This window comes from Collinsella aerofaciens, assembly GCF_039758815.1.
Taxonomy (GTDB): Bacteria; Actinomycetota; Coriobacteriia; order Coriobacteriales; family Coriobacteriaceae; genus Collinsella; species Collinsella aerofaciens_BP.
The window spans coordinates 41,447-54,821 of sequence record NZ_JBDMSK010000013.1 but is presented as its reverse complement, the minus strand read 5'-3'; the positions used below and the strand labels follow the sequence as shown (position 1 = coordinate 54,821).

Sequence of the window (13,375 nt, the reverse complement as noted above, 5' to 3'; positions counted from 1 at the left end):
GCAAGGGGTCGATAGCTTTGCAATTTCAAAAAGATGATTGAGGCAGAATGTCAATTCTGGTCTAACAGAGCCTTAAAAAATCATCGAGGGGATTGCCTGCTCGAAAGGTAGTCAGAATATCCCCGTCTCAAAAAGACTGGGTATTGGGCGTTGACAGTTGGCGAGCCGTAGGTAAAATATCAACTTGTCCTGGGGACGTAGCTCAGTTGGGAGAGCGCTGCCGTCGCATGGCAGAGGCCGAGGGTTCGACTCCCTTCGTCTCCACCCTTGGATTTGATAAGCCGCTGACATTGTGTCGGCGGCTTTTTTTGAAAGAAAGGGCTGTACCATGGCCGAGCTTGAGTCCCAACCATTGTCCGACGAGGAGCGCGCCGAGTTGGAAGAGCTCCGCGCCGAGAAGGCTCGTCGCGAGGCCCAGGAAGAGGCCCGTCGCGAGCGTGAGGAGCTGACTGCCCTGCGTGCCGAGCGCGCGAAAGCCGAGGAGGCCGCCGCGAACGCCGCGCCCAAGCCCGCGCCCGCGCCTGCGCCCAAGCCCGCCGCCGCGAAGCCTGCGCCTGCCGCGGCCAAACCTCAGCCTAAAAAGGCCGCCCGCCCCAAGCCCGCCGAGCCCACGCCGAGCCGTGACGAGATGACCTTTGCCCAGCGCATGGTCACCTCCAAGGAGCCCACGGGCGAGGGCGAGATCCCCGGCATGGCTCCGGCTCAAAAAATCATCATCGTGCTCGCCTTGGTCGCATTTGTCGTCTTTATGGGCTACACGATTTTGACCAGTATGGGTCTGCTCTAGCCGATTCGCGCTGGGCGCCATGCCTGAACACTCTGCCTTGTCCAACCCTCAACTTCTGCACAACGCATCCGAAAGGTCGCCCCATGGCTTTGACCGACATCTCGCATCCCACCGACATTGCAATGCTCACCGATCTGTACGAGCTCACTATGGCCCAGGGCCTGTGGGAGAGCGGCAAGGCCAATGAGCAGGGTTGTTTTACCGCGTTTTACCGCGACCATCCCTTTGGTAGCGCCTACGCCGTCATGTGCGGTACCGCCGAGCTGCCCGAGCTGGTCGAGAACCTGCGCTTTACGTCCGAGGACATCGAGTACCTCGCCTCGCTTCAGGCTCCCGCCGGCGGTGCGATGTTTAAACCCGCATTCCTCGACTACCTGCGCAACTTCCGCGCGCACGTGAACATTGACGCCGTGCCCGAGGGCGAGCTCGTCTTTCCGCGCGAGCCCATGGTGCGCGTCACCGGGCCGGCGCTGGAGTGCCAGCTGCTCGAGACGGCGCTGCTGAACATCGTCGGCTTCCAGACGCTCGTCGCCACCAAGACGGCACGCGTGGTGTTGGCGGCGGACGGCCGTCCCGTGGCCGAGTTTGGCCTGCGCCGCGCCCAGGGTCCCGATGGCGGCCTGGCCGTCGCGCGCGCGAGCTACGTTGCCGGCTGTTCCTCTACGTCCAATGTGCTCGCCGGGCGCCGCTACGGTATTCCCGTCTTTGGCACGCATGCGCACAGCTGGGTGATGAGCTTTGACTCCGAGCTCGAGGCCTTCCGCGCCTTTGCCAAGTCGAGCCCCAAGAATTGCACGCTGCTCATCGACACCTACGACGTGCGCGAGGGCTGCGAGCATGCCATTACGGTTGCCAAGGAGATGGAGGCGGTGGGCGAGCGTCTATCGGCCATTCGCATCGACTCGGGCGACCTCGCTAAACTCTCCAAGTATGTGCGCGGCCGTTTTGATGCCGAGGGCTTGCCCTATGTGGGGATCTCGGTTTCCAACGATCTGGACGAGTACACGATTCAGTCGCTGCTCGACCAGGGCGCGCCCATCGATAGCTTTGGTGTGGGTACCAAGCTCGCGACCTGCTACGACCAGCCGGCGCTGGGCGGTGTGTATAAGCTTTCTGCCCGCCGTGCGAGCGAGGCGGACCCGTGGACGCCGGTGGTTAAGCTCTCCGAGCAGCCCTACAAGCGCACGATCCCGGGCGTGCAGCGCGTACGCCGCTATTACGACGGCTTTGGCGGCCCGATCTGCGACATGATCTATGACGAGGATCATCTGTCGGGGGAGGGCACCGCGCGCGGCAATACCCTCGTGGCCGTGAACGATGCCGCCCTGGTGACCGATGTGTCGGAGCTTGAGTATCGCGAGCTGCTGGTGCCGATCGTGCGCGATGGCAGCGCTGTTGCCCCGCGCGAGAGTATCGAGGACGCACGCGAGCGTTGCGCCTGGGCGCTTGACCATCTGGATCCGGTCTACAAGCGCTTCCTGTATCCGCAGACCTATGTGGTGGGCATGGAGCAGGGCCTGGCACAGGTGCGCGACGAGCTCGTGCGCAAAAACATGGCCGCGGCTTCCGCCTTTCCCTGGGCTCACTAATGAAATGATCCCTTGGGGACGGAGGAAAACGGATCATTTTCTCGCCCGCCTGCTCAACATTCGATTGGTTTGACGTATGACGATTTCTTATAAAACGATGGTGGTAAAGATCGGTTCGTCCACGGTTGTGGGCGCCGACGGCAAGGTCAACCGCGCCTTTATCGGCGGGCTTGCCGATCAGGCCGCAGCGCTGCGCAAGCTCGGCTGGCGTCTGGTCGTGGTGAGCTCGGGCGCTATCGCCTGCGGCTATCCCGTGCTGGGCTTCGACCGCAAGCCGGTCGGCGACCTGCCGAGCCTGCAGGCCTGCGCCTCGGCCGGTCAGTGCATCATCTCGTCGGCCTACGATGAGGAGTTCCATGCGCGCGACCTTCTCACCTCGCTCGTGCTGCTCACGCGCCACGACACGGCCCGCCGTACGTCCTACCTGCACGCGCGCGACGCCCTGCTGCGCCTGGTGGAGCTTGGCGTGGTGCCGGTCGTCAACGAGAACGATACCGTTACCGTCGATGAGATCAAGTTTGGCGACAACGACACGCTGGCGGCGCTTGTAAGCTGCCTGGTTTCTGCCGATCTGTGTGTGACGCTCTCGGACATCGATGGCCTCTACACTGCCAATCCGCATGAGGACCCCACGGCCGAGTTTGTACCGGTCGTGCATAAGATCGATGCCAAGATCATCGCCTCGGCGGGCGATTCTTCCACATCGGTGGGCACGGGCGGCATGATTACCAAGATTCGTGCGAGCCGCATTCTGATGACGGCGGGCATTCAGAGCGTGATATGTTCGGGCGAGGAGCCCGATGCGCTCGTGCGCCTCGCCCGCGGAGAGAGCGTGGGTACGCTGTTCGATCCGCCGGCGGAGCGCCTGGACATTGCGCCCCGCAAGCTGTGGATTGCACTGGGCGACAAGGCGCATGGCTCAGTAACGGTTGACGATGGCGCCGCAAAGGCGCTGGTCAGCCGTGGCTCGTCCTTACTCGCGGTGGGTATTCGCGAGGTCGATGGCGCGTTTGCCGAGGGCGATGTGCTCGACGTGTGCGACCCAAGCGGCATGGTTGTCGCCCGCGGTATCGCCGAGGCCGATTCGGACGTGCTGGAACTTGCGGCAGGACGCCGCCAGGACCAGATCGCCGGCAACCGCCTGCTGGCAGACCTGGCCGAAAAGCCCGCGATCCATCGAGATAATTTGATCGTCTTCGCCTAACGGGTCGACGCTGCGCGCCGCCCAGAGCGACAATTTGTCATTCAAAAGGCGAGGCATGACCATCAGGTCTATGCCTCGCCTTTTTCATGCCAACTTGTTCGCTCTGGGCGGCGCTCGCTTCTTTTGTTCGACCTACGATTTAAAGCCACTCGCTTAGGGGCGTTTTCGCTTTCCGTCCTCTTTCTACAATGACTTCATTAACTTGGCACTTGGGGGCGTTCCTTTTGTGCCGGCAGGTGGGGACACTCCTTTGCTAGAAGATCTGGCGCAGGTCTCCGCGGCTGAGGGCTTCGTCGAAGAGGTGCTTGAACACCACGCTGCCGTGCAGGCCATCGTGCTCAAACTCGTTGGTCACCCAGGCATGTGAGTTGCCCACGCGGCTGAGCGTGTCGAGCTGCAGACCCGAATCCACGTACATGTCATCGAAGTACACGGCGGCCTGGAGTGGCACCTCGTTGCACGCCAGGCGCTGCGGGTCGTAGATCTTGTCCCAGCTGGTGTCTTCCATCAGCAGATCCATGGCGGGCTTGAAGGGCTTGAGCTCGGGCATCTGCTCAAACATCCACGGGAACATGGCCTCGCCGGTAAACATGAGCGGGCGCGCGAGGGTGTCGAACTCGGCGCGGTGCGCCTTCTCTTCTGCCGCGGCCCAGCGGATGGGCATGGTGTCGCCATCGGCGTAGATGAATTCCTGCAGCGTCCAGTACAGCGGATTCGTGCGTGTGTTGGTGCGCTCGAAGGCGCGCATCAAAAAGCTGTCTGATACCGAGGTTCCGCAGATTAGCGTGCCGTCGCCGTCAATAAAAGCATGGTCGATAATCCAGTGCATGCGCTCAAAGCTCGGCTTCATGCCAAAGTCGCTGCCCATGAGCTGCAGGCGCTCCACCGTCATCGGCGAGCCGTCGGGCAGCACGGGCTTTTGCTCCTCGATCGCATCGGCCAGCGCCGCCACGCGCTCGACATCGGCGGGGTAGCGGTCGTAGTACTGCTGCGTCTTGGCTGCCATGCGCGGGAAGGTGTGTGCGTAGACCTCGCTGGCGCTCGTCGGCACGTGCGGAATGCCGCCGCAGGTAAAGCTTGCCGCCACGCCCTCGGGGAAGAGCGACAGATAGCTCAGCGTCAAAAAGCCGCCGTAGCTCTGCCCGAGTGTGACCCAGGGCTTGCCGCCAAAGCCCACCAGGCGCAGGTACTCAAAATCGCGCACGATGGAGCTGGCGAGGTGACGCTTGAGGAAGTCCGCCTGCGAGCGTGCGGCATCGGAGCCGGCTGCCGTCGCGCACTCGCCCAGTGCGGCAATCGTGCGCCCGTCTACACAGCTGCTGCGTCCGGTGCCGCGCTGGTCGGGCAGGACGACGCGGAAGTGCTTGACGGCTTCCTCGATCCAGCCATCGCTGGTGGGCGACAGCGGACGCGGGCTTTCGCCGCCGGGGCCGCCCTGCAAAAAGAGGAGCAGCGGTAAATCATCGTTGATGCGGTCGGGTGCGCAAACCACGCGGTAGAAAAGCTTGATGCTCTCGGGCGCGCCGGCGATGGGCGCCGGCATGGCGCCGCGGCGCATGGTGCTGCCGACGGCCAAAAGCATTGGCTCAAGGCCGCGCCAGTCAAGGGGGACATCGATGCTGTGGTCCTCGACATACAGGCCGGGGACGTGGTATGAAGTGATGAGCGCCATGTAATGCTTCCATTCGTTGCGGTGTTTCGGGTTGACCAATTCTACCGCCGTCGGCGAGGATGCGCATAAATCGGCTACCATGGTTGGCAAACATCTAAGAGAAAGGGCCGTCCATGTCGGTCGATATAGCCACGTACGTTCACGATCTTGCCGTCGAGGCCAAGGCCGCTTCTGCCGCGCTTGCCACGGCGAGCGATGCCCAGCGCCAGGAGGCCGTGCGCGCCATGGCCGCGGCGCTGCGCGATGGTGTCGATTGCATCATTGCCGCCAACGAGCTCGATATGTCTGCCGCGCGCGATGCGGGCACCTCGGCGGGGCTCCTCGACCGCCTGCTGCTGACGCCCGAGCGCGTTGAGGGCATGGCCGCCGGCCTGGAGAAGCTCGCTGAGTTGCCCGATCCCGTCGGCCGCGTGCTCGATCACCGCTTGCTTGCAAGCGGTGTGGACCTTACGCGCGTGAGTGTGCCGCTGGGCCTGGTCGCCATGGTCTACGAGGCGCGCCCCAACGTGACGGCCGACGCTGCTGGCATCTGCATCCGCACCGGCAACGCCTGCATCCTGCGCGGCGGTTCGCTGGCCTATCACTCGTGCGCCATGATTGCCGAGCTGCTGGCCGATGCGCTTGAAGCCCAAGGCTTCCCGCGCGAGGCCGTCTCGATGATCGAGTCTACCGACCGCGAGGCCACCGGCGAGCTCATGAAGCTTCGCGGCGTTGTCGATGTGCTCATTCCGCGTGGCGGTGCGGGCCTGATCCAGCGCTGCGTTCGCGAGTCGCTTGTACCGGTGATCGAGACGGGTACGGGCAACTGCCACATCTACGTGCATGAATCCGCCGACTTTGATAAAGCGCTCAACATTATCGTCAACGCCAAGACGCAGCGCGTGGGCGTGTGCAATGCTGCCGAGTCGCTGCTGGTCGACCGCGCCGTGGCCGACGCGTTTTTGCCCGCGGCTGTGGCTGTGCTGCACGACCACGGCGTGCTCATTCACGGCGACGAGGCCACGTGCGCCACATGCGCCGATTCCGGTCTTGCCGTGGGCGACGACTACGTGGCCGCGACCGAGGAGGATTGGGGCCGCGAGTACCTGGCGCTCGAGATGAGCGTGAAGGTCGTGGCGAACGAGGACGAGGCCATCGCGCACATCAACCGCTATGGCACCATGCATTCCGAGGCCATCATCGCCGAGGACGCGGACGCTTGCGAGCGCTTTTTGGATGAGATCGATGCCTCGGCCGTGTATGCCAACGCCAGCACGCGCTTCACTGACGGCGGCGAGTTTGGGTTGGGTGCCGAGATCGGCATCTCGACCCAAAAGCTTCACGCCCGCGGACCCTTTGCCGCCGAGGCCCTCACCACCTACAAATACAAGCTCCGCGGCACCGGCCAGGTCCGCCCCTAAACCCCTCACAAACGAAAACCACCACAAAAGTGCTTGTCCCCTTTGTGGTGGTTATAGGTGGCGTGGGCGGTTAGGCCTGGAAGGTGTCGCGGTCGGGCGCGAAGGACTGCATGGCCGCGATGGTACGGTCGAAGAGCTCGGGGAGCTCCCAGCCCAGCATCTCGGCGCCCTGCGTAATCACGTCGCGCGAGCAGCCGGCGGCAAAGCGCTTGTCCTTGAACTTTTTCTTGAGCGACTTAGTCGTAAAGTCCATGACGCTCTTGCTAGGACGCATGATCACGGCAGCACCGATCAGGCCGGTGAGCTCGTCGCAAGCGAACAAGATTTTTTCCATCTGCAGCTCGGGCTTGGGCAGCGAAGAGTTGAAATCGGACGTGTGCGTCTGGATGGCGCGAATGAGCTCGGGCGATGCGCCCTCGCCCTCGAGGATTTTGGCCGCATAGATGGTGTGGTTCATGGGGTCATCCTCATGCTCCTCCCAATCCAAGTCGTGCAGCAGGCCGACGATGCCCCAAAACTCCTCGTTCTCGGGGTCGAACTCGCGCGCAAAGTAGCGCATGGTGCCCTCGACCGTTTCGCCGTGGGTGATGTGGAACGGGTCCTTGTTGTGCTCTTTGAGCAATTCGAACGCACGGTCGCGGGTGATTCCGGCGGAAAGCGGCTCTGCCATAAAAGACTCCTTCTGCTCGTAGGTATCGCTAAGAATGAATACTACTAGAACGACTAGAACGAAATAACCACCACAAAGGTGTCTGTCCCCTTTGTGGTGGTTTTGGCGTGGGCAGGTTAGTTGAGGGCGGCTTGGGCTAGACGGGCTTCGGCGGCCTCTTCGGTGACGCCCAGGGCCACGGCGAACTCCTCGATGGAGCGGCGCTTGGCTTCCTTGAGTACGCGCATGTAATAAGAGCTGGGCTTTTTATCTGCTTCCTCGGCCTGGCGAATACGGTGCATCATGGTTTTTGCCACGCGAACCGTCTCGGGCGCGCCCAGCTTGAGCTGCTGCTTAAAGTGCGTCTCCTCGAGCGAGCTATTGCGCTCGGTAAAGGTGTCGCACTCCAGCTCGTCGTAGTGGCTCAGCAGGTGCTCGGCATCTTGCTGGGAGATGGCGGCATGCAGACGGTCGGCCTGCGCCACGGGGTACATGAGAATCGTCTGCGCATGTCCCTGCTTGGTCTCGAGCAGCAACATGGGCTGAGGTGTGTCGTCCCTAAAACCGACGACGGTGCAGACTCCCTGACCCGGATGAATGACGTGTTGACCGATTGAGAACATGCTACCTCCAACTTATACGAATTTACGTATGTTAAGAATACCACGCTGACGTGCGCAAAACATCACTTTATGCAGGAAAAGCACACAACTCCGATAGGTAAGAGTATTCGATAAATAGAACGGCTTATTCATACGTTTATGCATTTCTGGAACGTGTATAAACAGCAGGCAAACCGCCAACTTTGTACCGCCGCGCAAGAGCGGTAGTCATTTTTGTGCATATGCAATATCTATTAGCTTTACCCTGCGACAGTAGTTACTGCTTGTGATAGAGTGCTATAAACTCTGGCTTTTGCCCTACGAGTGACCAAGAGCTCGGGGCTTTAACACAAGGAGGATCTATGCCCGAGAAGATTGAAGAGCTGGTACGCGCTGCGCTTGCTGCGGCCCAGGAGGCCGGCGACCTTTCCGCATTTGAACTTGACGATTGCGCTATCGAGCGACCGGCTGACACTTCTCATGGCGAGTGGACCTCCACCATGGCCCTGAAGTCCGCCAAGCTGGCTCACTGCGCCCCGCGCAAGATCGCCGAGGCCGTCGTTGCCCATATGCCCGAGGACCCCGCAATCGAGAAGGTCGAGATCGCAGGCCCCGGCTTCATCAACTTCTACCTCTCCGTTGCCGTCAAGAACGCCATCTTTGGCGAGGCCCGCGAGAAGGGCATGGACTTCGCTAAGTCCAACGTCGGTGGCGGCCTGAAGACCCAGGTCGAGTTCGTCTCCGCCAACCCCGTCGGCCCCATGCACATCGGCCATGGCCGCTGGGCCGCTCTGGGCGACTCCCTTTGCCGTGTTATGGATCACGCCGGTTACGACATTCAGCGCGAGTTCTACATCAACGACCACGGCTCTCAGATGAACACCTTCGGCAACTCCATCAGCACGCGCTATATGCAGCTTGCCGACATCATCGCCAAGCAGGGCGTGGATATCGACGAGGCTCACAAGCTGCTGATCGCCGACCGCGACGCCTTTGTTGCCGACGAGAACGATGAGCACCCCGAGACCCATCCGTATCAGGACAATTTTGCCGAGACTCTGGGCAAGGACTCCTACGGCGGCGACTACATCATCGACGAGGCTGCCGAGTTCTGGCGCACCGACGGCGATAAGTGGGTCAACGCCGATCCGCAGGAGCGCATGGAGAGCTTCCGCGAGCGCGGCTATGTAAAGATGGTCGACAACATGCGCGACCTTTGCCACGCCGTTAACTGCGACTTCGATCGTTGGTTCTCCGAGCGCTCTCTGTACGTGAAGGACACCGAGGGCGAGACCGCCGGCACCTCCGCCGTCGACCGCGCTTTTGAGAAGCTCGACAAGATGGGCTACCTCTACACCAAGGACGGTGCCCTGTGGTTCCGCTCCACCGACCTGGGCGACGACAAGGACCGCGTCCTGATCAAGTCCGATGGCGAGTACACCTACTTCGCCTCCGACGTTGCCTATCACTGGGATAAGTTCCAGCGCGTCGACCACGTCATCGACATCTGGGGCGCCGACCACCACGGCTACATCGAGCGCGTCCGCTGTGTCTGCGACGCTCTTGGCTATCCCGGCAAGTTTGAGGTTCTGCTGGGCCAGCTCGTCAATCTGCTGCGCAACGGCAAGCCCGTCCGTATGTCCAAGCGCAAGGGCACCATGGTGACCCTGCAGGAGCTCGTCGACGAGGTCGGCTCCGACGCCGCTCGCTACACGCTCATCTCCAAGAGCTCCAACCAGATGGTCGACTTCGATATCGAGGCCGTCAAGAAGCGCGACAACTCCAACCCGGTGTACTACGTGCAGTACGCTCACGCTCGCGTGTGCTCCATCCTGCGTCGTGCCGCAGACGTTACCGCCGAGCAGGCCGCTGAGATGGGCATGAAGGACGTCGCCGCCAAGGCCATCGGTGAGAACGTCGATTACTCTCTGCTGACCGACCCGACCGAGCTCGCCCTTTCGCGTAAGCTCAACGAGCTCACCGACCTCATCGGTAGCTGCGCTCGCGATCGCGCCCCGTTCCGCCTGACTCACTTTGCCGAGGAGCTCGCCGGCGACTTCCACAGCTTCTACGCTGCCTGCCAGGTTCTGCCGAGCGAGGGCCGTCCCGTCGACCCCGAGCTCTCGCGCGCCCGTCTGGCCGCTTGCGACGCCGTCCGCGTGACGCTCGCCCTGGTGCTCACCCTTGTTGGCGTTTCCGCGCCCGAGCAGATGTAATCTGCGAGTCATTTGACCGTACAGACTTGGTTTAACTAAGCCTTGAAAGCCCGATCTCCCACGGAGGTCGGGCTTTTTTGCAAACGCCGACGTATTGACGAATTTGGAACTGCTGGAAATACGAAACTATGCCGGTTTACTACGATGAATTGAGATATTCCAACCACGCCGGATTTTAGCTAAAAAGTGCAAGGCATCTACCTGCGGTTTTAGTTCAACAAGTTTCGGAGTGGTCGCGGTTGAGCGATTCATCGTAGTAAACCGCCATATTTTTGGCGGAGGGAGTCAGATTTGTGGGTGTTAAACCAAAGAGTGTCCCTTTTGACTGGTCGTTTAAGAATGTCCCCAATGAAAGAACGTCCCCAATGACTAAGTTGCAGGTGGCGGCGGTTGTGTTACACTAACGCTGCGTATATGACGCAAATATCTCGATACAGATCAATGATGTCCGTCGGTATTTGACGGAGCTAGACTGTTTAGCCGCCCTGAAGGTTTATGCAGGGAGCATGTGATCACAGGGCTTGAAAAGAAAGTTGAGCAAACACTGTGTCTGATCAACAGCAAGAAAACGAAATAACGATGACGCAAGCCGCTCCCGCTGCACCGGTTGCGTCGGACCAGGTCGCGGCGCCCGCGCAAGCCTCGGCTCCTGAGACGCCTAAGGCTGCTTCGACGCCTACGCCTGCAGCGGCTGAGAAGGCCGTGCCTGCAACTGGTGAGGAGGCTGCTCCGGCAAAGCCCAAGCGTACGCGCCGCACGACCAAGCCTGCTGCTGACGGCGAGGAGGTCACCAAGCCCAAGCGCCGTACTACGCGCACGACGCGCGTCAAGCGCACCGTTGCAGCTGACTCCTCGGCGCCGATTTCCGATGAGGTCGCGCAGGCACGTGCGTTGGCGCAGATTAGCGAGGCTCAGGTGGTGCGCGCCCGCCGTCGTGCTGCCGAGCGCGAGGCCGCGGCTCTGACCGAGCTCGCAGCTCCGTCTGTGCCCGAGACGCCTGCCGCCACCGAGACCCCTGTCGCCGACCAGCCGACCGAGAAGCCGGTACCGCGCACACGCCGTCGCACGGCTGCTAAGGCCGAGCAGGTTGCCGATCAGGTAACCCCCGAGCTCACTGAGGCTTCGGTCCGTTCCGCGGTAGGGGAGGGCACATCGCCTGTTGAGCCCGCTGCGCCTGTCGAGGCCAGCGAAGTTCCCGTTGTCGATCCGGCTTTGCGCCCGCACCGTCGCGGTCGTAAGCCCAAGGCCTTCGTCGAGGCCGAGAAGGCCGCAGCCGCGGCCGCAGCCGCTCGGGATGCTGCTGCGGCTGCCGAGTCTGCAACCGCTGCCGACGCACCCGTCCAGGATGCTACGACTTCCGAGGCCGCTCCCGCCGATGCCAAGCCTGCCGACGTCCGTCCCGGTCGCAGCCGTCGCACTGCTGCTAAGCGCACGTCCAAGGCTAAAGCTGCCAAGAAGGGTGCGTCCGAGGATTCCGCCGAGACGACCGTCGATGCATCGATTGATGCCGCCGAGCCCCAGGACGTCGAACAGTCTGCGTCCGAGAAGCCCAAGCGCGGTCGTAAGAAGTCCGCTAAGGCCAAGGCGTCCGAGCAGCAGGCCGAGGCCGAGCTGCAGGGCGATTCCAAGGCCGAGGCCAGCGATGATACTGTGGCTAACGCCGACGCCGCCGCAACCGATGGCGCCGCGCCCGCCGAGGCCGAAGACAACGCTCGCCCCAACCGTCGCCAGCACAAGCGTAACGACGAGCGCAACGAGCGCAAGGACGAGCGCAACAACGACCGCCGCAACCGCCAGCGCGATCGCAAACAGCGCAACAAGGAGCGCAACGCCGCCCCCACCGAGCCCACGCTTTCGCGTGAGGAACTCGCGGCCATGAAGGTCGCCGAGCTGCGCGAGAAGGCCAAGGAGTTCGAGATCGAGACGACCGGCAAGAAGAAAGCCGAGCTCGTCGAGGAGATCTACACTACCGCCGCAAAGGCCGAGGGTTTCCGCGATATCAAGGGCATTCTGCAGATTCGCCCAGACAGCTCCGGCATCATCCACGCCCATGGCTACATGAAGTCCAACGACGACGCCTTCGTGCCCGCATACCTCATCCGTTCCGCGCGTCTGCGCACGGGCGATGTCATCGAGGGCTCGCTGCGTCCTTCGCGCGGCGGCGACAAGCGCGCCGGCCTCGCCAAGATCACGACCGTCAACGGCATGGATCCTGAGCAGATTCGCAATCGCCCCAAGTTCGGCGACCTCACCCCGGTCTATCCCAACGAGCCGCTGCGCATGGAGCATGGCAAGGATTCCATTACCGGTCGTGCCATCGACATCGTGTCGCCGATCGGCAAGGGTCAGCGTGGCCTGATTGTGTCCCCGCCTAAGGCCGGCAAGACGACGATCCTCAAGAAAATCTGCCAGTCTATCTCGATTAACAACCCCGAGGTGCACCTCATCTGCCTGCTCGTCGACGAGCGCCCCGAAGAGGTCACCGATATGCAGCGTTCCATCAAGGGCGAGGTTGTGGCGTCGACCTTCGATATGCCCGCCGACAACCACACTCGCGTGGCAGAGCTCGTCATCGAGCGCGCCAAGCGCATCGTGGAACTGGGCGGCGATGTTGTAGTTGTGCTCGACTCCATCACGCGTCTTGCCCGCGCCTACAACTTGGCGGCGCCCGCCTCAGGCCGCATCCTTTCGGGCGGCGTTGATTCGGCGGCACTGTATCCGCCCAAGCGTTTTCTGGGTGCAGCCCGCAATATCGAGAACGGTGGCTCGCTCACCATCCTGGCCTCCGCACTCATCGATACCGGTTCCAAGATGGACGAGGTCATCTTTGAGGAGTTCAAGGGTACCGGCAACATGGAGCTCAAGCTCGACCGCGACCTGGCCGATCGCCGCATTTTCCCGGCCATCGACCCTGTTGCCTCGGGTACGCGCAACGAGGACCTGCTGGTCGACGAGCAGATGCGCCCGTTTGTCTTTGGTCTGCGTCGCATCCTCGCCGGCATGAACAATACCGAGCGCGCGGCCGCATCGTTTATCAAGGGCCTCAAGGGCACCAACACCAACCAGGAGTTCCTGGTGCGTTCGGCCAAAAAGCATAGCGACTACGAGCAGACGTTCTAAGTCGTCAACCGCACGCGGCGTTATTGCCGGCGCGATGAAGGGTCGGGGCTTGCGCCTCGGCCCTTTTTATATCGCCACTCGGCGCCAGTTATCGACCATAAGACTGGCAAGCAGCAGGTTTCCCGTTTCAATCCGA

General features: G+C 62.0%; 9 protein-coding genes and 1 tRNA gene. 7 read left to right on the top strand and 3 right to left on the bottom strand.

All coding sequences use genetic code 11. The features are described from left to right. The first annotated feature begins 191 nt into the window (after positions 1-191). The 4 genes from ABHT90_RS06965 (at position 192) to proB (ending at position 3,580) form a co-directional block, all read left to right on the top strand. Positions 192-264: transfer RNA gene (locus ABHT90_RS06965), tRNA-Ala, on the top strand. A 64-nt stretch (positions 265-328) separates the two neighbouring features. Continuing rightward, complete coding sequence (locus ABHT90_RS06960) at positions 329-787, top strand: hypothetical protein (protein WP_346982033.1); 459 nt, start codon at positions 329-331, stop codon at positions 785-787. An 83-nt stretch (positions 788-870) separates the two neighbouring features. Continuing rightward, positions 871-2,376, top strand: a complete 1,506-nt coding sequence (locus tag ABHT90_RS06955) for a nicotinate phosphoribosyltransferase (RefSeq protein WP_346982032.1) — start codon at positions 871-873, stop codon at positions 2,374-2,376. Between the two features lie 76 nt (positions 2,377-2,452). Then, entirely contained in the window at positions 2,453-3,580 is a 1,128-nt protein-coding gene (gene proB / locus ABHT90_RS06950) for a glutamate 5-kinase (RefSeq protein ID WP_346982031.1), read from the top strand. Positions 3,581-3,833: 253 nt separating this feature from the next. Here the strand turns inward: proB and ABHT90_RS06945 are convergent, their stop codons facing one another. Beyond that, positions 3,834-5,252, bottom strand: coding sequence for an alpha/beta fold hydrolase (locus tag ABHT90_RS06945; protein WP_346982030.1), 1,419 nt, complete (start codon positions 5,250-5,252; stop codon positions 3,834-3,836). A 113-nt stretch (positions 5,253-5,365) separates the two neighbouring features. Here ABHT90_RS06945 and ABHT90_RS06940 point away from each other — a divergent pair, with 113 nt between their 5' ends. Then, on the top strand, positions 5,366-6,652 hold the full coding sequence (locus ABHT90_RS06940) for a glutamate-5-semialdehyde dehydrogenase (protein ID WP_346982029.1): 1,287 nt from the start codon (positions 5,366-5,368) through the stop codon (positions 6,650-6,652). A 70-nt stretch (positions 6,653-6,722) separates the two neighbouring features. Here the strand turns inward: ABHT90_RS06940 and ABHT90_RS06935 are convergent, their stop codons facing one another. Together ABHT90_RS06935 and ABHT90_RS06930 are read right to left on the bottom strand one after the other, a co-directional pair. Further along, positions 6,723-7,322 (bottom strand): HD domain-containing protein, encoded by a 600-nt coding sequence (locus ABHT90_RS06935; protein ID WP_346982028.1) that lies wholly within the window; start codon positions 7,320-7,322, stop codon positions 6,723-6,725. Positions 7,323-7,438: 116 nt separating this feature from the next. Beyond that, the gene (locus tag ABHT90_RS06930; RefSeq protein WP_006235480.1) at positions 7,439-7,924 is read right to left on the bottom strand and encodes a CarD family transcriptional regulator; all 486 of its coding nucleotides are present in this window, start codon (positions 7,922-7,924) and stop codon (positions 7,439-7,441) included. A gap of 341 nt (positions 7,925-8,265) precedes the next feature. On the opposite strand from ABHT90_RS06930, the gene argS reads away from it, so the two are divergent. After that, positions 8,266-10,119, top strand: coding sequence for an arginine--tRNA ligase (gene argS, locus ABHT90_RS06925; protein WP_346982027.1), 1,854 nt, complete (start codon positions 8,266-8,268; stop codon positions 10,117-10,119). 579 nt (positions 10,120-10,698) lie between these two features. Next, on the top strand, positions 10,699-13,239 hold the full coding sequence (gene rho, locus ABHT90_RS06920; RefSeq protein WP_346982026.1) for a transcription termination factor Rho: 2,541 nt from the start codon (positions 10,699-10,701) through the stop codon (positions 13,237-13,239). Positions 13,240-13,375: the final 136 nt, after the last annotated feature.

Excerpts from the sequence above, each read along its gene's own strand:
- ABHT90_RS06945 (WP_346982030.1), bottom strand. The coding sequence starts at position 5,252 with ATGGCGCTCATCACTTCATACCACGTCCCCGGCCTGTATGTCGAGGAC.
- rho (WP_346982026.1), top strand. The coding sequence starts at position 10,699 with ATGACGCAAGCCGCTCCCGCTGCACCGGTTGCGTCGGACCAGGTCGCG.
- ABHT90_RS06960 (WP_346982033.1), top strand. The coding sequence starts at position 329 with ATGGCCGAGCTTGAGTCCCAACCATTGTCCGACGAGGAGCGCGCCGAG.
- argS (WP_346982027.1), top strand. The coding sequence starts at position 8,266 with ATGCCCGAGAAGATTGAAGAGCTGGTACGCGCTGCGCTTGCTGCGGCC.
- ABHT90_RS06955 (WP_346982032.1), top strand. The coding sequence starts at position 871 with ATGGCTTTGACCGACATCTCGCATCCCACCGACATTGCAATGCTCACC.
- ABHT90_RS06935 (WP_346982028.1), bottom strand. The coding sequence starts at position 7,322 with ATGGCAGAGCCGCTTTCCGCCGGAATCACCCGCGACCGTGCGTTCGAA.
- proB (WP_346982031.1), top strand. The coding sequence starts at position 2,453 with ATGACGATTTCTTATAAAACGATGGTGGTAAAGATCGGTTCGTCCACG.
- ABHT90_RS06940 (WP_346982029.1), top strand. The coding sequence starts at position 5,366 with ATGTCGGTCGATATAGCCACGTACGTTCACGATCTTGCCGTCGAGGCC.
- ABHT90_RS06930 (WP_006235480.1), bottom strand. The coding sequence starts at position 7,924 with ATGTTCTCAATCGGTCAACACGTCATTCATCCGGGTCAGGGAGTCTGC.